General features: G+C 64.4%; 22 protein-coding genes. 12 read left to right on the forward strand and 10 right to left on the reverse strand.

Translation table 11 applies throughout. The features are described from left to right. Positions 1-50 precede the first annotated feature (50 nt). Both ilvN and ilvC read left to right on the forward strand, forming a co-directional pair. The gene (ilvN, locus tag FHS79_RS06070; protein WP_184196906.1) at positions 51-560 is read left to right on the forward strand and encodes an acetolactate synthase small subunit; all 510 of its coding nucleotides are present in this window, start codon (positions 51-53) and stop codon (positions 558-560) included. Between the two features lie 32 nt (positions 561-592). Next, positions 593-1,612 (forward strand): ketol-acid reductoisomerase, encoded by a 1,020-nt coding sequence (gene ilvC / locus FHS79_RS06075; protein WP_184196909.1) that lies wholly within the window; start codon positions 593-595, stop codon positions 1,610-1,612. Positions 1,613-1,729: 117 nt separating this feature from the next. Here ilvC and FHS79_RS06080 read toward each other — a convergent pair whose 3' ends face one another. The 3 genes from FHS79_RS06080 to FHS79_RS06090 form a co-directional block, all read right to left on the reverse strand. Then, positions 1,730-2,200, reverse strand: coding sequence for a TspO/MBR family protein (locus FHS79_RS06080; protein WP_341534420.1), 471 nt, complete (start codon positions 2,198-2,200; stop codon positions 1,730-1,732). A gap of 77 nt (positions 2,201-2,277) precedes the next feature. Next, positions 2,278-2,772, reverse strand: a complete 495-nt coding sequence (locus FHS79_RS06085; protein ID WP_184196912.1) for a DUF2721 domain-containing protein — start codon at positions 2,770-2,772, stop codon at positions 2,278-2,280. Then, positions 2,772-3,923, reverse strand: coding sequence for an aromatic ring-hydroxylating oxygenase subunit alpha (locus tag FHS79_RS06090; RefSeq protein WP_184196915.1), 1,152 nt, complete (start codon positions 3,921-3,923; stop codon positions 2,772-2,774). Before FHS79_RS06090 ends, FHS79_RS06085 begins: the two co-directional genes overlap by 1 nt. Before the next feature lie 77 nt (positions 3,924-4,000). Here FHS79_RS06090 and FHS79_RS06095 point away from each other — a divergent pair, with 77 nt between their 5' ends. From FHS79_RS06095 to crtI, 4 genes are all read left to right on the forward strand, one after another. After that, positions 4,001-5,311 (forward strand): AmpG family muropeptide MFS transporter, encoded by a 1,311-nt coding sequence (locus FHS79_RS06095; RefSeq protein ID WP_184196918.1) that lies wholly within the window; start codon positions 4,001-4,003, stop codon positions 5,309-5,311. Between the two features lie 50 nt (positions 5,312-5,361). Next, on the forward strand, positions 5,362-6,207 hold the full coding sequence (locus FHS79_RS06100) for a GNAT family N-acetyltransferase (protein ID WP_184196921.1): 846 nt from the start codon (positions 5,362-5,364) through the stop codon (positions 6,205-6,207). A 10-nt stretch (positions 6,208-6,217) separates the two neighbouring features. Beyond that, positions 6,218-6,868, forward strand: coding sequence for a DsbA family oxidoreductase (locus FHS79_RS06105; protein WP_184196924.1), 651 nt, complete (start codon positions 6,218-6,220; stop codon positions 6,866-6,868). A 99-nt stretch (positions 6,869-6,967) separates the two neighbouring features. Beyond that, on the forward strand, positions 6,968-8,593 hold the full coding sequence (gene crtI / locus FHS79_RS06110; protein WP_184196927.1) for a phytoene desaturase family protein: 1,626 nt from the start codon (positions 6,968-6,970) through the stop codon (positions 8,591-8,593). Position 8,594: 1 nt separating this feature from the next. Here the strand turns inward: crtI and FHS79_RS06115 are convergent, their stop codons facing one another. Then, positions 8,595-9,533, reverse strand: a complete 939-nt coding sequence (locus FHS79_RS06115; protein WP_184197006.1) for a GDP-L-fucose synthase family protein — start codon at positions 9,531-9,533, stop codon at positions 8,595-8,597. Positions 9,534-9,581: 48 nt separating this feature from the next. Further along, positions 9,582-10,823 (reverse strand): MFS transporter, encoded by a 1,242-nt coding sequence (locus FHS79_RS06120; protein WP_243452704.1) that lies wholly within the window; start codon positions 10,821-10,823, stop codon positions 9,582-9,584. Between the two features lie 97 nt (positions 10,824-10,920). On the opposite strand from FHS79_RS06120, the gene FHS79_RS06125 reads away from it, so the two are divergent. Both FHS79_RS06125 and FHS79_RS06130 read left to right on the forward strand, forming a co-directional pair. Next, positions 10,921-11,457: a DnaJ domain-containing protein gene (locus FHS79_RS06125; protein ID WP_184196933.1), complete on the forward strand. Its 537-nt coding sequence runs from the start codon at positions 10,921-10,923 to the stop codon at positions 11,455-11,457. Further along, positions 11,454-12,527: a DmpA family aminopeptidase gene (locus FHS79_RS06130; protein WP_184196936.1), complete on the forward strand. Its 1,074-nt coding sequence runs from the start codon at positions 11,454-11,456 to the stop codon at positions 12,525-12,527. The genes FHS79_RS06125 and FHS79_RS06130 overlap by 4 nt, the downstream gene beginning before the upstream one ends. Here the strand turns inward: FHS79_RS06130 and FHS79_RS06135 are convergent. The 5 genes from FHS79_RS06135 to FHS79_RS06155 form a co-directional block, all read right to left on the reverse strand. Continuing rightward, complete coding sequence (locus FHS79_RS06135) at positions 12,524-13,021, reverse strand: NUDIX hydrolase (RefSeq protein ID WP_184196939.1); 498 nt, start codon at positions 13,019-13,021, stop codon at positions 12,524-12,526. The genes FHS79_RS06130 and FHS79_RS06135 overlap by 4 nt on opposite strands. A 265-nt stretch (positions 13,022-13,286) precedes the next feature. Then, positions 13,287-13,592: a hypothetical protein gene (locus tag FHS79_RS06140; protein WP_243452705.1), complete on the reverse strand. Its 306-nt coding sequence runs from the start codon at positions 13,590-13,592 to the stop codon at positions 13,287-13,289. Continuing rightward, entirely contained in the window at positions 13,592-13,963 is a 372-nt protein-coding gene (locus tag FHS79_RS06145) for a hypothetical protein (protein WP_184196942.1), read from the reverse strand. Before FHS79_RS06145 ends, FHS79_RS06140 begins: the two co-directional genes overlap by 1 nt. A gap of 9 nt (positions 13,964-13,972) precedes the next feature. Then, the gene (locus FHS79_RS06150; protein ID WP_184196945.1) at positions 13,973-14,185 is read right to left on the reverse strand and encodes a hypothetical protein; all 213 of its coding nucleotides are present in this window, start codon (positions 14,183-14,185) and stop codon (positions 13,973-13,975) included. A gap of 28 nt (positions 14,186-14,213) precedes the next feature. Further along, positions 14,214-14,744, reverse strand: coding sequence for a GNAT family N-acetyltransferase (locus FHS79_RS06155; RefSeq protein ID WP_184196948.1), 531 nt, complete (start codon positions 14,742-14,744; stop codon positions 14,214-14,216). A 75-nt stretch (positions 14,745-14,819) separates the two neighbouring features. Here FHS79_RS06155 and FHS79_RS06160 point away from each other — a divergent pair, with 75 nt between their 5' ends. From FHS79_RS06160 to tcmP, 4 genes are all read left to right on the forward strand, one after another. Further along, positions 14,820-15,686, forward strand: coding sequence for a polysaccharide deacetylase family protein (locus tag FHS79_RS06160; RefSeq protein WP_341534421.1), 867 nt, complete (start codon positions 14,820-14,822; stop codon positions 15,684-15,686). A gap of 483 nt (positions 15,687-16,169) precedes the next feature. Next, positions 16,170-16,382: a DUF5131 family protein gene (locus FHS79_RS19500; protein WP_274603667.1), complete on the forward strand. Its 213-nt coding sequence runs from the start codon at positions 16,170-16,172 to the stop codon at positions 16,380-16,382. Further along, complete coding sequence (locus FHS79_RS06165) at positions 16,379-16,906, forward strand: DUF5131 family protein (protein WP_274603668.1); 528 nt, start codon at positions 16,379-16,381, stop codon at positions 16,904-16,906. Before FHS79_RS19500 ends, FHS79_RS06165 begins: the two co-directional genes overlap by 4 nt. Further along, a complete protein-coding gene (tcmP, locus tag FHS79_RS06170) occupies positions 16,906-18,066 on the forward strand; it encodes a three-Cys-motif partner protein TcmP (RefSeq protein ID WP_184196951.1) in 1,161 nt (386 codons plus the stop codon). Before FHS79_RS06165 ends, tcmP begins: the two co-directional genes overlap by 1 nt. The last annotated feature ends 215 nt before the right edge of the window (positions 18,067-18,281 follow it).

Raw genomic sequence — 18,281 nt, forward strand, 5'->3', positions numbered from 1 at the left:
CCGACATGGGGTTTTGATGTAGTGGTACCAGTCCCTCAGGTGGCAGTCACATGAAGCACGCTCCCTCCGAAAAGCACACGCTGTCGATCATCGTAGACAACGAAAGCGGCGTCCTCGCCCGTATTGTCGGGCTGTTCTCGGCGCGCGGCTACAACATCGACAGCCTCACCGTCGCCGACGTCAGCACCGATCATGCCGTCAGCCGCATCACCATCGTCACCAGCGGCCCACCGCCGGTCATCGACCAGATCATCGCCCAGCTCGACCGGCTGGTGCCCGTCCACCGCGTCCTCGACCTGACCGAGCTCGGCCCGCATGTCGAACGCGAGATGGCCCTGGTGAAAGTCGCCGGCACCGGGGACAAGCGCGTCGAAGCGCTTCGCCTCGCCGACATTTTCCGCGCCCGGCCGGTCGACACCAGCACCAACAGCTTCGTGTTCGAAGTCTCGGGCAGCACCGAAAAGGTCGATCAGTTCATCGCACTCATGCGCGAAGTCGGGCTTGTCGAAGTCGCTCGCACCGGCGTCGTCGCCATTGCCCGCGGCGCCGAAGCCGCATAACCCCCCATCAAGATCAAAACAGGGAAACTCCAATGCGCGTTTACTATGATGCCGATGCCGATGTCGGGCTGATCAAGGGCAAGAAGGTCGCCATTGTCGGATACGGCAGCCAGGGCCATGCCCATGCCGCGAACCTGCGCGATTCGGGTGTCGGCGAAGTCGCCGTGGCACTCCGCGCCGGCTCGGCCACCGCCGAAAAGGCGCGCGGTGCGGGCTTCAAGGTGCTCTCCAACGCCGAAGCCGCCGCCTGGGCCGATGTCATCATGGTCCTCGCCCCCGATGAGCATCAGGCCGCCATCTACGCCGAAGATCTCGCCGCCAACATGAAGCCCGGCGCCGCGCTCGCCTTCGCCCACGGCCTCAACGTCCACTTCCAGCTCATCGAGCCGCGCGCCGATATCGATGTGTTCATGATCGCCCCCAAGGGCCCCGGCCACACCGTCCGCTCCGAATATGCCCGCGGCGGCGGCGTCCCCTGCCTCATCGCCATCCACCAGGATGCCAGCGGCAACGCGCATGACGTGGCGCTTTCCTATGCCTCGGCCATCGGCGGCGGTCGCTCGGGTGTCATCGAAACCACCTTCAAGGAAGAGTGCGAAACCGATCTCTTCGGCGAACAGGCGGTGCTTTGCGGTGGCCTCACCCACCTCATCCAAGCCGGGTTCGAAACGCTCGTCGAAGCCGGCTATGCCCCCGAAATGGCCTATTTCGAGTGCCTCCACGAAGTGAAGCTGATCGTCGATCTGATGTACGAAGGCGGTATCGCCAACATGCGCTACTCGATCAGCAACACCGCCGAATATGGGGACATCACCACCGGCCCGCGCATCATCACCGCGGAAACCAAGGCCGAAATGAAGCGCGTCCTCGCCGACATCCAGGGCGGCCGCTTCGTCAAGAACTTCATCCTCGACAACCGCGCCGGCCAGCCGGAGCTCAAGGCATCGCGGATTGCCGCAAAGGCGCACCAGATCGAGGAAGTCGGCACCAAGCTGCGCGCCATGATGCCGTGGATCAGCAAGAACGCGCTGGTCGATAAAGCCAAAAACTAAGAGCCTCCGGCGGGCAGGGGGCGGCGCCCCCTGCACCCCTGACTTGGCGCCAACACCAACCTCTCCGTCGCCCCGGGCTTGTCCCGGGGCCCAAGGACAGGCTTCCCCTCAGCCTCCTCACCGCGGGTTGAGGTCGACAACTTTCCAGTTCAGCGACGCCGCAAACGCCACCCAGCCGAGATAGGGCAGGATCAGCAGCGCTGCGAGCTGGTCGATCGGCCATAGCCCGATCACCATCGCCAGCACCGAGGCCCAGAGGAACGGCACTTCGATAAGCGCCCAATCGGGCCGTTGCAGCTTGAAGAACAACGGGCTCCAGAGCAGGTGGAAAAGGCCGTTCACCCCGAACAGGATCAGCACATCGGCCTGCTGCGCCGGGGTGCCGGCGTTCCAGGCGCGCACGGCGGCCCAGGCGGCGAGTCCGAGGATGATCGTCCACCCCGGCCCGAAGGCCCAGCCGGGTGGTTGCCATGATGGCTTGCGGAGCTTGGCATACCAGTCCGCGCGCGGCGTCATCAGCCCGCCGATCAGGCATAGCGCGACCATCCAGGCGATGGCGGCGATCAAGGGCAGGTTGAGATCGGCCACGGACGCGCCTCGCTTTCGTCGGCCACTATGCCGGACGCCCACTCAACATGATAGGGCAGCGCGCCTCACCAGCGACCTCATGCCTCGCGCTGCCCCTTCGGCGTGCGAGGGCGGCGCTGCGCCAGCAGGCCGGCGCGCACGCGCACGCTGGTGAGCGCGATGCGGATTTCGAAGAGGAACAGCCCGAGCCCGCCGGCGAGCAGCACGATTGCGCCAAGAAAAAGCCAGATCACCGCCTGCGCCCAGCCGAGATCGGCGATTTCGCCGACGAACAGGATGGCGATGACGATGCACACCAGAAACGCCGACGCCGTGCACAGCGCGATCGAGATGTTGACCGCCCCCATCCGCCGATCGAGGATCGCGAGATCGTCAAGCGCCACCAGCCGCCGCTCGTCGCCCCCCGCCTGCGTCGCCCCCATCAGCTCGGCCTCGAGCGCGCGGGCGCGGTCGACGACCCGCGCCAGCCGCGAGATCAGCACGTTGAGAATGGCACCGATGGCAGTGAGCAGGAACACCGGGGTGACGGCCAGCTGGATATTCTGGGCGATGCCCGCGATCGGCTCGCCCATCAAGCGATCAAGCCATCGATCGTGGCGGCGAAGCGCGCAATGCCCTGCTCGAGCCCGCCCAGCGTGACATGCGCCACCGCGCCCGACGCCAGACCCTGCTGGCCGAGGGAAGCGGCACGGAAATCCTCGCCCGCAAAGACTTGTCTGTCGAGCAAGGCCCAGCTCTTCGCCCAATGCGCTTCCTCCTCCGGCGTGGCCGGCGGGCGCGGGATGAGCATGAAGTCCTCGACCAGCGTGCAATCGACCGCTTGCGGCATCAGCACCATGATGTTGAGATAGTCAGGCGAGGCGACGATCACGCAAGCGGGCACAAGCTGATAGGCGAAGGTCACCGCGCGGCGCACCTGCGCCATGTCCTCGAAATCACACCCTCCGAGCGCCGCCAGCCGCCCGACCGCCGAGCGTGCGTGCGGGCCGATGGTGTCCCCGGTCGTCACCCCATCCTGGAAGAAGCGGCCGATCGACCCCGAGTGCAGCCGCGCCACATGATAGCTCTCCAGAAACGCATCCATGATGAGCTTCCAGTTCGCCGCCACCTTGTGCGTGGCGCGGGCGTAAAGATGCTGGCCGGCAAACCCGAGCGCATCGAAATCCGCCGCCAGATCGCCGGCGGCATGACCGAAATCATAGTCGCGGGTCCGGTCGAGCCCGGCCCAGATCAGCCCGCCCGCCTCCATGCTCGGCAACGGCACCAGTCCATGCGCCGCCTTGTCGAGCCCCGGAAAGGTCTCGCTGCGCGGCACCCCCTTCAGGCTGCCGTCCATCGCATAGGACCAGGCATGATAGGGGCAGGTCATCAGCCCCTTCACCCCCTCGCACCCCTCCACCAGCCGCGTGCCGCGGTGCCGGCAGACATTGAGGAACACGCGCGCCACCCCCTGCCTGTCGCGCGCCAGCAGCAGTGGCAGGCCGAAGCCATCGTGCGGCACCGCCATCCCCGGCTCGGGCAGCAGCGCGGAAGGAGCGAGCACCACCGGATGCGCGCGGAACAGCCGGTCGATCTCGCGCGCATATCGGTCCGTGCAAGTATAGGCACTCGCCGGCACCATCGTCAGCATCGCCGGTGCTGCGACCCCGGCGGCGGCGGGCATCGCGGCCGCCAGCCGGGTCTGGCCCGGCGTGGGGCGGGCAATGGGGGCGTAAACGTCCATGCCAGCCATCCTAGACCTTTCGGGCGTGCCCGCAAATGCCGTCTGGCGGTGCGCAATTCGCCCGCTACAGTCCCTGCATGACCCTCGACACCCCCGAAATACCCTCCGACTGGCGCCGGCACCTCCCGCAATCGGTTCGCCCCTATACCGAAGCTGCCCCGCTCGCGGCCCTGGCGCTGGGCATTTCCTCGGGCTTCCCCTTCGCCATGATCGGCGCCACCCTCACCACGAGACTGGCGCAGGACGGCATCGACAAAAAGGCCGTCACCGCGTTCAGCCTCGCGTTTCTGGTGTATAATTTCAAATGGTTATGGGCCTGGATGGTCGATGGCGTCCGCCTTCCCCTCCTCGGCCACCTTGGCCAGCGCGTCTCCTGGCTCATCTTCTCCGGCTTCCTCGCCATCGCCGCCGTCACCAACCTCGCCCTCGCCGACCCGGCCGCCAGCCTCTTCTACACCGCCATCGCCGCCGTGCTCGTGGGTGCGGCAGGCGCCACCTTCGACATCGTCATCGACGCCTATCGCATTGAATTGCTTGAGCCTCGCCAGCTCGGCGTCGGCTCGGGGATGAGCCAATATGGCTGGCGCATCGGCAGCGTGGCAGCCGGCGCCCTGGCGCTGGTGCTAGCCTCGCGGGTGGGGTGGAGCATCGCCTATCTCGCCTGCGCCGGCTTCGCACTTCCCGCCATGATCACCGGGCTCATCATGAAGGAGCCGCCGCGCCGGCTGATCGTGCAGGCCAAGCGCGGAATAACCGAGGTCTGGCAATCGGTTATCGGCCCCATCGCCGAGTTTTTCCAGCGCGCGGGTGCGGGGCTGGTGCTGTTGTTCATCCTCCTTCACAAGATCGGCGACACGCTGGCCAACCTCACCTTCCGGCTGCTGTTCGATGATCTGGGCTACACCAACGACGAAATCGCCATATACGATGTCGGCATGGGCTTCTGGGCCTATCTGATCGGCATCTTCATTGGCGGAATCCTCTACACGCGCATGGGGTTGCGCCGTTCGGTGCTGCTCAGCCTGGTGCTGATGGGCGTCTCCAACCTGAGCTTCGCCGGGCTGGCGGCGGCGGGGCACAACAATTGGGCCATGGCTGCAGCGATCGGCTTCGAGAACATTGCCAGCGGCATCGGTGGCGTGTGCCTCGTCGCCTATTTCTCGGTGCTGTGCGACCTCCGCTTCACCGCCAGCCAATATGCGATGATCTCGGCCGCCACCTCGATCGTGGGCCGCTTCCTCACCGGCACCACCGCCGGCGGCCTCATCGAAACAATGGGTTACGTCAACTTTTACCTGCTCACCACGCTGGCCGCACTGCCGGGCATCCTGCTGTTCCTCTGGCTGATGCGCACCGGGCTGGTCGAGGAACCTCCCACCAGCCTGTAACAATTCTCCGCTAGGGGCTGCGCAGGGGCAAACCAACGGAGCCGCATGCCATGGGCCTTCCTTTCAGCCGGCCGACCGCCGTGCCATCGCAACTGCTGGCGCAAGCCCCCGCCATCCACAGGGTGGGGCAACTCGATGTGCGGCTGGCGGTTTCAGAGGCGGAAGTGGCAGCCGCACAGGCGCTGCGCTACCAGATTTTCTATGACGAGATGGGCGCCCTCCCCAGCGCGCGCATGGCGGCGGTGCGGCGCGACATCGACGATTATGACGCGATTTGCGACCATTTGCTGGTCGTTGATCACGGCCTTGATGGCAGCCCGCAGGTGGTCGGCACCTATCGCCTGCTCCGCCAGTCGGTGGCGCAGGCACACCGCGGTTTCTACTCCGCAAGCGAGTATGATCTGGCGCCGCTTATCGCCAATTCCGGCCCGGCGAGCCAGTTGCTCGAGCTGGGGCGCAGCTGCGTGGCGCCGGCCTGGCGCAACAACACCACCATCACCCTGCTCTGGCGCGGCATCGCCACCTATCTGCAACGCCACAGCATCGGCCATATGTTCGGCTGCGCCTCGCTGCACGGTGCCGAGCCGTTGCTCCACGCCGCCGAGCTGAGCTATCTCTATCACCATCATCTGGCCCCGCCCGAGCTGCGCGCTACCGCCCATGCCGGCAACCATGTGCCGATGAACCAGCTCGATCCCACCGCCATCGACAGTCGCGCCGCCGCCCGCGCGCTGCCGCCGCTCATCAAGGGCTATCTGCGGGTCGGTGCAATGGTGGGCAATGGCGGGTTTGTCGATGCCCAGTTCAATACCGTCGATGTGTTCGTGGTGATGCCCGTCGATCGCATCACCAGCCGTTATGCGGGGAAATTTGTCGGCGTGGGCGACGCGGAGTAAGATCGCCGCCATGCGCTTGAGAATCGACTTCGTTTCCGATGTGATGTGCCCCTGGTGCGTGGTGGGGCTGAAGTCGCTCGAAACCGCCCTTGCCGATGCCGCCGACGTGGTGACGTCCGAGCTCCACTTCCAGCCGTTCGAGCTCAACCCCGGCATGGCGCCCGAGGGCGAGAACACCGCCGAGCATATCGCCCGCAAATACGGGTCGGACCAGGCACGCACCGCTGCAAGCCGCGGCGCACTCAGACAGGCGGCCGAAGCCGCCGGCTTCACGATCAATTCCGGGCCCGACAGCCGCATCTGGAACAGCTTCGATTGCCACCGCCTGCTGCATTGGGCGGGGCTGGCGTCTCCCGCCGCCCAGCGCGCGCTCAAGCTGGCCCTGTTCACGGCGCATTTCACCCAAGGCGCGCTGATGAACGAGAGCGAGACGCTGGTGGCGGCAGCCGCTGCGGCCGGGCTTGATGGCGGAGCAGCGCGCGAAGTCCTGGCTTCGGGGCGCTACGCCGAAGAGGTGCGCAGCGCCCAGGCGCAGTGGCGCGCGGCGGACATCAACGCCGTGCCCGCTATCGTCTTCAATGGCCAGTATCTGGTGCTCGGTGCGCAGCCGCCTGAAACCTTCGAGGCGGTGATCCGCAAGATTGCCGCAAAGGCTGCCTGACCGGCTTTTGCCGGCCTGCCCTTGCATCTGCGACAATTTCAGGCTTTGCCGATGCACCGCCAAGCGCCTAGCGGAGAGGCGCACTATCAGGACAGACACATGACCCGCAAATCGGCAATCGTCATCGGCTCCGGCATCGGCGGCATTTCCTGCGCGATGCGGCTGCAGAGCCTCGGCTTCGACACGCAGATTGTCGAAAAGCTCGATGCACCGGGCGGCCGCGCCTATGTGCGCCGGGTCGATGGCTTCACCTTCGACATGGGGCCGACGGTGCTCACCGTGCCGCACTTCATCGAGGAGCTTTTCAGCCTTGAGCGCGACCATGCGATGCTCGGCGAGCCCGATTTTCCGGCGCATGTGCTCGACGAGAACAGTCGCATCCGCGAGGGCAACAGCGGCGGCCCCAATACCAGCAAATATCTGGACGTGATGCCGATCCTGCCGTTTTACCGCATCTATTTCGATGACGGCACTTTCTTCGATTATGATGGCGATCCGGTGAGCACCCGCGAGCAGATCAAGCGCCTCGCCCCCGAAGATCTGGAAGGGTACGAGGCGTTTCACGAGCAGGCGCGCGCCATCTTCAAGCGCGGCTTCCTCGAGCTCGGCTACACCTATTTCGGCAGCCTGGGCTCGATGCTCGGCGTGGTGCCCGATCTGCTCAAGCTGGGCGCGGTGCAGCCGCTGTTCAGCCTGATCAGCAAGTATTTCAAGTCCGACAAGATGCGCCAGGTGTTCAGCTTCGAGCCGCTGCTGGTGGGCGGCAACCCGCTCAAGGTGCCCGCCATTTATGCGATGATCCATTTCGTCGAGAAGACCTGGGGAATCCATTATGCCAAGGGCGGCACCGGGGCGCTGGTGGCGGCGATGGTGAAGAAATACGAGGAAATGGGCGGCAAGCTCCACCTCAATGCCGAAGTGGGGCAGATCGATGTCGAGAAGCGTGCCGGCAAGCGCGTTGCCACCGGGGTGACGCTCCGCGATGGTCGCACCATGACGGCGGATATCGTGGTGTCGAACGCCGATTATGCGACCACTTATCTCAAGATGGTCGACAAGAAATATCGGACGATCAATCGCGACGCGCTGGTGAAATTCCGCAAGCAGTCGATGTCGCTGATGGTCATCTACTTCGGTTACGAGAAGCGCGACAATGATCCCGAGCTGCGCCACCACAACATCATCCTCGGCCCCCGCTACGAAGCGCTGCTCACCGAGATTTTCGACACCAAGGTGATGAGCAAGGATTTTTCGCAGTATCTGCACATCCCCACGCTCACCGATCCGAGCATGGCACCCGACGGCCATCATGCCGCCTACACGCTGATCCCGGTGCCCAACAACCAGTCCGACATCGACTGGTCGGTGGAGGGCGACCGGCTGTGCGACCGGGTGATGACCTTCCTCGAAGAACGCAATTACATTCCCGACCTCAAGGCGCGGCTGAAGCACAAGAGCTTCGTGACGCCCGACTATTTCGAGCAGGTGCTGGGCTCCCATGTCGGCAATGGCTTCGGTGTCGAGCCGGTGCTTACCCAGACCGCGTTCTTCCGCCCGCACAACAAGTCCGAGGATATCAGCAACCTCTATCTCGTCGGCCAGGGCACCCAGCCCGGCGGCGGCACGCCGTCGGTGATGATGTCTGCCAAGATGACGGTGCGCGAGATTGCCCGCGATCTGGCAATCGACGCGAGCATCGTCAACGGAGTGCCGCAGGCGGCGTAAGTCAGCGCCGCCGCTGGCCCGCCAGATAGGCCTGATACGCGGTTTCGAGCCCCTCGCGCAGGCCGATGCGGGGTTTCCAGCCGAGGCCCAGCAAGCGCGCCGAGTCCATCAGCTTGCGCGGGCTGCCGTCCGGACGGCTGGTGTCGAACACGAGCTTGCCCTTGAAGCCGACGACATCGCAGATCGTCTGCGCCACTTCGGCGATAGTCAGCTCCTGACCGGTGCCGACGTTGATGTGATCATGCTCCGAGTAATTCCGGAGGAGAAACACCAGCGCATCGGCGAGATCGTCGACATGCATGAACTCGCGCAGGGGCGTGCCGGTGCCCCACACGGTCATCGTTTCGGCGGCGGAATCGCGAGCATCGACGGCCTTGCGGATGAGGGCCGGAATGACGTGGCTCGATTCGAGATCGTAATTGTCGCCGGGTCCGTAGAGATTGGTCGGCATGGCGCTGATCATGTCGAGCCCATGCTGCTGGCGATAGGCCTGGGCAAGCATGATGCCGGCGATCTTGGCGATGGCATACCATTGGTTGGTCGGCTCGAGCGGGCCGGTGAGCAGGGCATCTTCGCGCATCGGCTGCGGGGCCAACCGCGGATAGATGCACGACGAGCCAAGATAGAGCAGCTTTTCTACCGGCACGGCCGCACACGCGGTCATGATGTTGGTGCCGATCTGCAGGTTGTTGGAGAGAAAATCGACCGGCTTCGACGAGTTGGCGGCGATGCCGCCGACAGTTGCGGCGGCGATGATAACGACTTGCGGGCGGTTGGCGGCTACCCAGCCCTCGACCTCTGCCTGTCGCATCAGATCGACTTCCGTGCGGCTGGTGGTGAGCGGCGTGTGGCCGTCACGTTCCAGCCTGCGCACCAGCGCGCTGCCGACCATGCCGAGATGTCCGGCAACCCAGATGCGTTTTCCGTCGAGATCAAACATCGCCACGCCTTAGCTCCTGGCCGGGGCGGTGAAAAGAGGCGGCAGCGTTCAGGGGAGTTGCCGCAGCAGCGGGATGAGCAGCAGGCCGGTGAGCCCGGCTGCGGCGAGCGCCAGCGGCACCGGCGCGCCGCCGCCGAGCACCGAGCCGATGATGAGCACGCCGCCCACCTGGAAGATGGCATTGACGATGTTGTTGGCTGCGATGGTGCGGGCCCTGGCCTGGGGCCGCGTTGCGGTTTGCAGGATGCCGTAGAGTGGCACCGAAAAGACGCCGCCCGCCAGCGCCATCGCCAGCAGATCGAACATCAGACGCCAGCCTGCCGGGCGTGACAGCAGGCCGGAAATGCTGCCGGCCGGCGCTCCGGAAAAGGCGCTTTCGGCAAAATACAGGTCGAGTGCCGCCAGCGCCATCACCAGCACGGCAGGGGCGGCCAGCCGCGCCGAGATGCGGCCGCGCAGCAGCCGCGCCACGCCGGCCGAACCGACCGCGATGCCGACAGAGAAGGCTGCGAGGAAGAAGGTGGCCAGCGCCTCGTTGCCACCGAGATAGTTGCGCGCCAGCGGCACGAACTGGCTCGTGTAAATGGCGCCCAATGCCCAGAACCAGCTGATTGCCAGTGTGGCGATGGAGAGCGGCCGGCTGGAAAAGGCATGGCCGAGTGCTGTCCGGGTGCTGGTGAGGGGGTTCCAGTCGATGCGCCCCCGCTCGCCGGCGGGTGGTGCCGGTGGAATGAAGCGCGCCGAGAGCAACCCGGCGACCGCGATACCGATCGCCACCGGCCCGGCGAGACCGGTGGGCAGCAGGCCGCCGGCGATCTGGCCCAGCAGGATCGCCACGAAGGTGGCCCCCTCCACCAGCCCGGTGCCGAGGAGCAGCTCCCGCTCGGCGAGGTGCTGCGGAAGGATGGCGTATTTCACCGGGCCGAAGATGGTCGAGTGCAGACCCATGAGCGCCAGCACGCCCAGGCAGAGTGCCTCCGAATCGAGCGCCAGCGCCAGCGTTCCAAGGCCCATGAAGGCGATTTCGGCAACCTTCACCCAGACGGCGATCAGCGCCTTGTCGAGCCGATCGGCCAGGTCGCCGGCGAGGCCGGAGAAGAGGATATAGGGCGCGATGAAGACGCCGGCCGCTACAGTGGCCAGCGCCGCAGCCCCCGCCGGATCATCGGCGCGCAGCCGGAAAGTGACCGCGAAGATGAAGGCGGTCTTGAACAGATTGTCGTTGAACGCCCCCAGGAACTGGGTGACGAACAGCGGGCCGAAGCGGCGGGCAGCGATGAGGGCGAGCATTCGAGGCCGAACATGCGGCGACACGGCGCTGGCGTCCATGGTGAATCATGGGGTGCGGCGGCTGGCCATGATGGCCCCTGTGGCGTATCCATGGGGGATGACGCGGCATCGGCGATCAGACGATTGGGGTTTCCCGCGGTGGCGGGATTATGGCAGCGGCGCCAGTGCGCCGGCGCAGGTGCGGCTGTGCGACCGCGAGGGGTGCGGCAATGTGGGAGACCGCCCCGCGCCCAAATCCCCCAACCGGCCGGAGCGCTGGTATTTCTGCGAAAAGCATGCCGCCGAGTATAATGCCGGCTGGGACTATTTCGCCGGGTTGAGCGACGAGGAAGCTGCGACGCGGGCCAAGGAGGAAGAGGGCCAGCGCCATTACAAGCGTGCAAGCCATTGGGATTGGGGCGGCCCCGGTGATGGCTCGCGCAGCCGGGCGGAGCTCGATGCGCTGCATGCGCTGGGGCTCGATGCCGATGCCGACATGGATGCCGCCAAGGCAGCATGGCGGACGGCGGCCAAGGCGAGCCACCCCGATATTGCCGGCAATGATCCGGAAGCGGCAACGCGCTTCCGCACCGTGCAGGCGGCGTGGGAAGTGCTTAGCGCTGCCGACGCTGCTCGTAACGCTGCCCGCGAATGAGGATTTTGCTGGCGCTGCTGCTGGTCGCCGGGTCTGCTGGTGCCGCCGAGCGCCCGCGCTTTCGGGAGACCGGGCGGGTGGTGGGCAGCCTGCCGACCGGGCCTGCCAATGCGATCACCGATGTGGCGGGGGTGCGGGTCGGGCATGTGACGCTGATCGAGGGGACGAGGGTGCGCACCGGCGTGACTGCGATCCTGCCGCATGCCGGCAACCTGTTCCAGGACAAGGTGCCTGCCGGCTTCTTCCGCGCCAATGGCTTCGGCAAGCTGGCGGGATCGACGCAGATCGAGGAGCTGGGCGAGATCGAGGCGCCGATCATCCTCACCAACACGCTGAATGTGGCCGAGGGGATGGCGGGGTCGGTCGAGTGGACGCTGGCGCAGCCGGGGAATGGCGAAGTGCGCTCGGTGAATGCCGTGGTGGGGGAGACCAATGACGGGTTTCTGAATGATATTCGCGGCCGGCATGTGACCATTGGCGATGTGCGTCGTGCCATCGAGACAGCGAAGGCCGGACCGGTTGCGGAGGGGAATGTGGGGGCTGGCACCGGGACGCGGCTGTTTGGCTGGAAGGGTGGCATCGGGACTTCCTCGCGGTTGGTGGACGGGTTCACGATCGGGGTGCTGATCCAGGGAAATTTCGGCGGGAAGCCGGTGATTTTGGGTCGGCCGGTGGCGGCGGCACCCGAGCAGGCGGGGTTGGCGGCGGCGGTGAGCGATGGCTCGATCATCATGATCGTGGCGACCGATGCTCCCTTGTCTGACCGCAATCTGCAGCGGCTGGCGCGGCGGGCGGTCGTGGGGTTGGCGCGGACTGGCAGCACGATGGACAATGGCTCGGGGGATTATGTGATCGCCTTTTCCACCCATGCCGGGGTGCGGCGGACCGAGGCGCGGCGCGCTGCCGTGACGGCCTATCCCGAGCTGGCCAATGCCGCGATGACGCCACTTTTTGCGGGTGTGGCGGAGGCGACCGAAGAGGCGATCTACAATGCGATGACGGGTGCTGCGGCGATGGATGGCAATGGCAATCGGCTGGAATCGCTGCCGATCTCGCTTTTGCCGAACTAGGCCAGGCCGAGCGCCAGCAGCAGCCGGCAATCGATGACCAGTCCTGCCGCACGCTTTTCGGCGAGAAAGGCCGGCAGCGCCGCCAGGGGCACGACATGCGGGGTGATGTTCTCGCCATCAACGCCACCGCCGGGGCCGATGCGGCGCAGGCCATGGGCGCGGAACATTGTGAACATTTCCGACGACATGCCCGGTGAAGTGGCGAAGTCTCCGAGGTTCTCGAAGTCGTCGGCAGTATATCCGGTCTCTTCCTCGAGTTCGCGGCGGGCGGCATCGGCGGCGGTGTCGGTCGCCGATGTGTCCCCGATCAGTCCGGCGGGGAGTTCGATCGTGTGAGCGCCGTGCGAACGGCGCAATTGTTCGACCAGTATGATCTCGCGATCATCGGTAATGGCGAGGATGACGGCAGCGCCGATGCGGGAAACGCGGGACGCATATTCCCAACTGCCATCGCAATGGACTTCCAGATATTTGCCCTGCCATTGCAGCGTCATGGGCGGCCTTTCGGGTGCAGCGAAGATGACGAAGTTTACACGAAAGCGACTTTTTTGAAGCCTTGTTTTACCGCGATTGCGGTAAATCTATCTTTAATTCAGCAGCTTAGCCATTGAGGCCCAAATAGGCAAGGGCGGAATGTTGTGCGGTCCGGTCGTTGTGCCGGCGCCCATGGCTGCAGCCGCTCGATGCGGCGGAAAGGGGGCGTCAGGGGGTCGTCCGGGGGCGAAAAGGGGACATTTCAGGCGTGTCGAAGGGCGTGATTCAGTATTGCATGCCCGGCACATCGCCCGTGCCCAAGACTTCGTCCTGTTCAGGATCGTCGTGCGGGGTGCCGAGGGCGGCGGCGATCATCCGTTGCCAGATGACCACGTCCCCGACCGCAGCCATGTCTCCATCGGGGGCGCGGAGCGTGCGCAGAACGGCGAGGGCATCATCGATATGCTCGCGCCATGAGGCGTCGACCTGCTGTGATGCCGATTCGAGCGTGCCCTCGGCGTTGATGCTCAGCCGCTGCCCCGCGAGCACCCGGGCCACCCGCTCGACGGCGGCAACATGCGAAATGTCCATCACTCGCCCTTTCCGCGGTGGTCCTCACGGGTCATCGCCTGCTTGAAATCGGCATTGTCCTGACCGGTTTTCTGGCTGGGATGATCCTTGTAGCTGCTGTCGCTGTTCGTTTCGGTGCGCCGGGCAGCATGGTGATCGCTGTTGCTGCTGTTCTCGTCTGCAGCCTGGCCGCCGCCATAATAGCCGGGCTCGGTCTGGCCGCCCTGATCCTTGTCCGCAACCGGGTCGGTGGTCTGCCGGGCGTTGGCATAGGCGCCGCCGCCGGACTGGCCGCCGGCGAAGCTGCCGCCATATTGATCGGGCCCCTTGCCCTTGCGCACGCCGAGGATGTTGGTCTTGTCGTCGGCGCTGTCATCTTGCTTGTCAGTCATCGGTCGTCCTTAGCCTACGCCCTGGCCGGGGGGATCGCTGGCGGGAAAACTTTCGTCACCGCTCTGGTCGATCTCGTCCCACCCTTCCTCAGGCGGGTCTTCCATGTTCTCGGGGCCGGCGGGGCGGACACGGTTGATGCTGTCCACCTTGTCGGCAAGCGGGCGGCCGGTGACCGGATCGGTCTTGCCCGGTGTGGTATCGGGGGTGTCGGGGTTAGCCATGCGCGTTCTCCGGATAGTCTCATCGGAATCAAGCGCCGGCGGTGAAAGCGGTTCCCTGTTCGTGGCAATCGAGAAGCATGGCGCAGCGATGCTGCATGGGGAAGCCGTCGCGCGCCTGTTGCGCCAGCCGCGCGCGGAGGGTGGGCGGGATAGCGTCGTCCACCAGCACGAACCCCAGCCGGGCATAAAAGGGGGCGTTCCACGGCAGGGTGCGATCGGTGGTGAGCAGCACCCGGCCCCAGCCTAGCGCGCGCGCATGGGCGATGGCGGTGCGCATCAGCGCGGCGCCCAGCCCGCGCTGCTGGGCGCGCGGGGCGACCGAAAGCTCGCGGACATAAAGCCCCTCGGGGCACGCCTCCCCGAACACGAAGCCTGCAGGCACGCCGTCCTGCTCGGCGATCCAGAGCAGGCCGGCCCGGTGGGCGCGGGCGAAGGTCTCGGGTCGGTTGGGCCAGGCATCGGCAAAGCCATCGACATGGGTGCCGCGGAACAGCATGGCGGCGGCCGCCTCGATGGCGGGCAGCAACGGGATGTCGGCATGGATGGCGGGTCGGATCATTGCACGACTCTAGCATGAGGCATGACATTGCGTGGCGCAGCCCTTAGCTTGTCCGGACAAATCGGGAGGGACTGGGTGGAACGCGAGCGGATGGAATGGCCCGATGGGGCGGTGTGCGCACTGTCGATCGTGGTGAATGTGGAGGAAGGCTCGGAAATGACCGTGGCGCGCGGCGACCGGGGCATGGAGCCGGTCGACGAGCTCGGCATCCACATCAAATCGCCGATCCGCAACTATGGGAATGAATCCAATTATCTCTACGGCATCAAGGCCGGCGCGCCGCGCGTGGTCGATCTGCTCGACCGCCATGGCTTCGAAGCGAGCTGGACGGCAGCGGCGATGAGCCTGGAAAACCACCCCGAGCTCGCCGCCGCCATCCGCGAGCGCGGCGACGAGCCGGTGAGCCATGGCTGGCGCTGGGTCCACCAGTTCAAGATGGACGAAGCCACCGAGCGGGAGTTCATCGCGAAAGCCACGGCGAGCCTCGAGGCTTCGTGCGGGGCGCGGCCGTTCGGCTGGCTCTCGCGCTATTTCCACACCGACAACACCCGCCGGCTGCTGATCGAGGCGGGTTATGATTATCACATGGACGATTATTCGGGCGATGTGCCCTTCCTCGACCGCGCCACCGTGCCCGAGCGACCGATGGTGATCATGCCCTATCAGCTCGACACCAACGACATGAAGATGTGGACCGACCCCGCCTATACCCCGCGCGCGTGGCTCGACTATGCCCGCGACAGCTTCGACTGGATCTATGCCGAAGGCCTCGCCGGCCACCCGCGGATGATGAGCCTCGGCCTGCACCTGCGCATCATCGGCCGCCCCGGCCGCATCGGCGCGCTGGCGGCGTTCCTCGAGCATGTCGCGCGGCATGACCGGGTGTGGGTGACAACGCGCGGAGCGATTGCGCGGCATGCGCGGGGGGTGCTGGGGGGCTAGGCAGGGGTGCCTCCGGCGGCTGGGGCCTCGGGCCCCAGACCCCTTTTGTGGGTGGTCGTGTGCATTGACGGGTCCGGGTTTTGGGAAGGCTGATTGGGCCGTAGCCTGATAGACGTGAATGACTGGAATCGGGTATCAAATGGTCATTCAAAATTCTTAAGCCGAGCGGCAGCTTGTGGGCCGTCAGCCGAAGGACTGGTTCTGATCGGCAGGAAATGGAAAGCAGCCGTTTGTCAGCTAGCTAACAGGGTGGAGTGACCCACGCGTGGCTCTTCAGGCTACCCTCTGAGCTCCTCAGCCGCATCGGTCCGTTTATGTCGGTGACCGATAGGGTATACTATCATTGATCACCGACAAACTGACCGCCGACATATCGTTGCTTCTGCGGGGCGGCTGTGATCTCGTCACGATGAGTGCGTCGGGCTCCAGATTGCAGTCCGACCGTTCCCGGTGTATGTTCTTGAATCGTTCTAGGGAAGCGACATGGCTGATGGAAGTGCAATCGAGTGGACGGATGCCACGTGGAACCCTGTAACGGGGTGCACAAAGATCACAGCGGGCTGTGACAATTGCTATGCCGAACGTTTCGCCGAACGCTGGCGAGGCATTCCGGGCCATCCTTTCGAACATGGTTTTGACCTACACTTAGGCCAGACCGGCTCGATCAACCGCTCCGTTGGAAACGTAGCCGGATGATATTCGTCAATTCCATGAGCGATCTTTTCCATAAGGAAGTGCCGTTCCCGTTCGTCGAGTCCGTGTTCGACACGATGGAGGAGGCCCATTGGCACGTGTTTCAGGTGCTGACGAAGCGGAGTTCCAGGATGCGCGACTATCTGCAAACGCGTTATGCGGATCGACAGCCCCCTGACCATATCTGGCTAGGAGTGTCCGTTGAGGATGCGAAGGGCGCCACGCGCATTAACCACCTTCGCGAAGCTCCGGCCGGTGTTCGCTTTCTCTCTGTTGAGCCGCTGATCGGTCCAGTTGGGCCAGTCGATCTGTCAGGCGTACATTGGGTCATCGCCGGCGGTGAGAGCGGCCCGGGAGCGCGTATCCTCAACATCGATTGGGCGCGCGACATTCGTGACCAATGCGCGCGGCAAGGCGTGGCGTTCTTCTTCAAGCAATGGGGCGGGATCAGACCGAAGAGTGGTGGTCGCGAACTTGATGGTCGCGAATGGAACCAGTTTCCCTCGAACAAGCATGCGTTGGGCTAATGGCAATCGACGCCGCGCACTACGAGGGTCGCGAACAGGCGTTCGTTAAACACACGTTCTTAGACAAATACCTGCCCGCACTCATCGGAAAAATTTGTTCGAGGTACGACGAATTTGTTTATGTCGACGGATTTGCCGGACCTTGGAAGTCCGCGGCGGGTGAAAATTTCGAGGACACGTCGTTCGGCATCGCGCTCAATCACATGACCAGTCAGCGCCTGCTGTATTTATCCCGCGGGCGCAATGTGCGCATGCGGGCGTACCTCGTCGAAAAAGACCCTGCATCCTTTGCACAGCTTCGACAAGCTGCAGCGCGCTACCCAAAGATCGAGGTCACTCCCCTCCAAGGTAAGATGGAAGACCATGCGGCAGCCATCGCTGCCTCTATCCCTCAGCAATCGTTCTCATTCACGTTGATAGACCCAAAAGGGTTTCCCGCGATCAGTTCGATGATGCCGCTCTTGCAGCGGCAGAACGCCGAAGCGCTCGTCAACTTCATGTTCGATTTCGCAAACCGCTTCGGGGGCACTGATCTCATCCCCACTTTAGAGGCGTGGCTTTCGACGGGCGCAGCAGATGATTGGCGCGAGCAGATCAGAGCGGTGAGCGGTGAGCAACGTGAGCAGCTTTACGAGGAGTTGGCAGTAGAGGCCCTTAGACGAACGCCAGGCTATGTCTACGCTCCCGTCATTACGGTCGATAAGGTCTTGCACAACCGCGCCTTATACAAACTCATTTTTCTGACCCGGCATTCGGAGGGGCTGAAGGTGTACCGCGATAGCGAGCGCCGCGCCCTTGACGCCCAAGCTGCCACGCGGTCGGCATCGAAAGCGAAGAGGAGAGAAACTGGCACGTTGATGGGCGATTTGTTCGCAGACGGTTCTGACGCCGTGCCCAACGACCGCAGTACCCAGGTTATTCGACGAAGTCAGGAAGAGGCATCCCGCCGCCTCCAAGCAATGTTAGCGAACGCCGATTCTGGCTTTCGGACATTGAAAGAGTGCTGGCCGCTGATACTTGCGGAGCTTTCGGTTACTCACTCTTGGCTGGGCAGACAGATAAACGATTGGCGTAAGGCAGGGCAGATTTCAGCTCCAAGTTGGCCGAGCGAAAGAACACAAATTCCTAGCGATGAGCAAAAGTTAAGATGGAACGCGTGACTAGGCTGGCGCTTAGCCAAACGGCAGCTCACAGGTGCTACTGCATGCGCTCTAAATGGCCGATAAGAGAGCGCGAAGCCGACATTCTCAAGCCCAATCCAATTTGACTGCAATTGGGGTGATTCTGTTGAAAAACCCTGCTTGATCGATGGTTGATGGCGTGATTCACTCTGCTTGAGGCGAGCGGAGACGGTCTCATGATGGGTGAGCGAACG

It is taken from the genome of Polymorphobacter multimanifer (assembly GCF_014205635.1).
GTDB classification, from domain to species: Bacteria; Pseudomonadota; Alphaproteobacteria; order Sphingomonadales; family Sphingomonadaceae; genus Sandarakinorhabdus; species Sandarakinorhabdus multimanifer.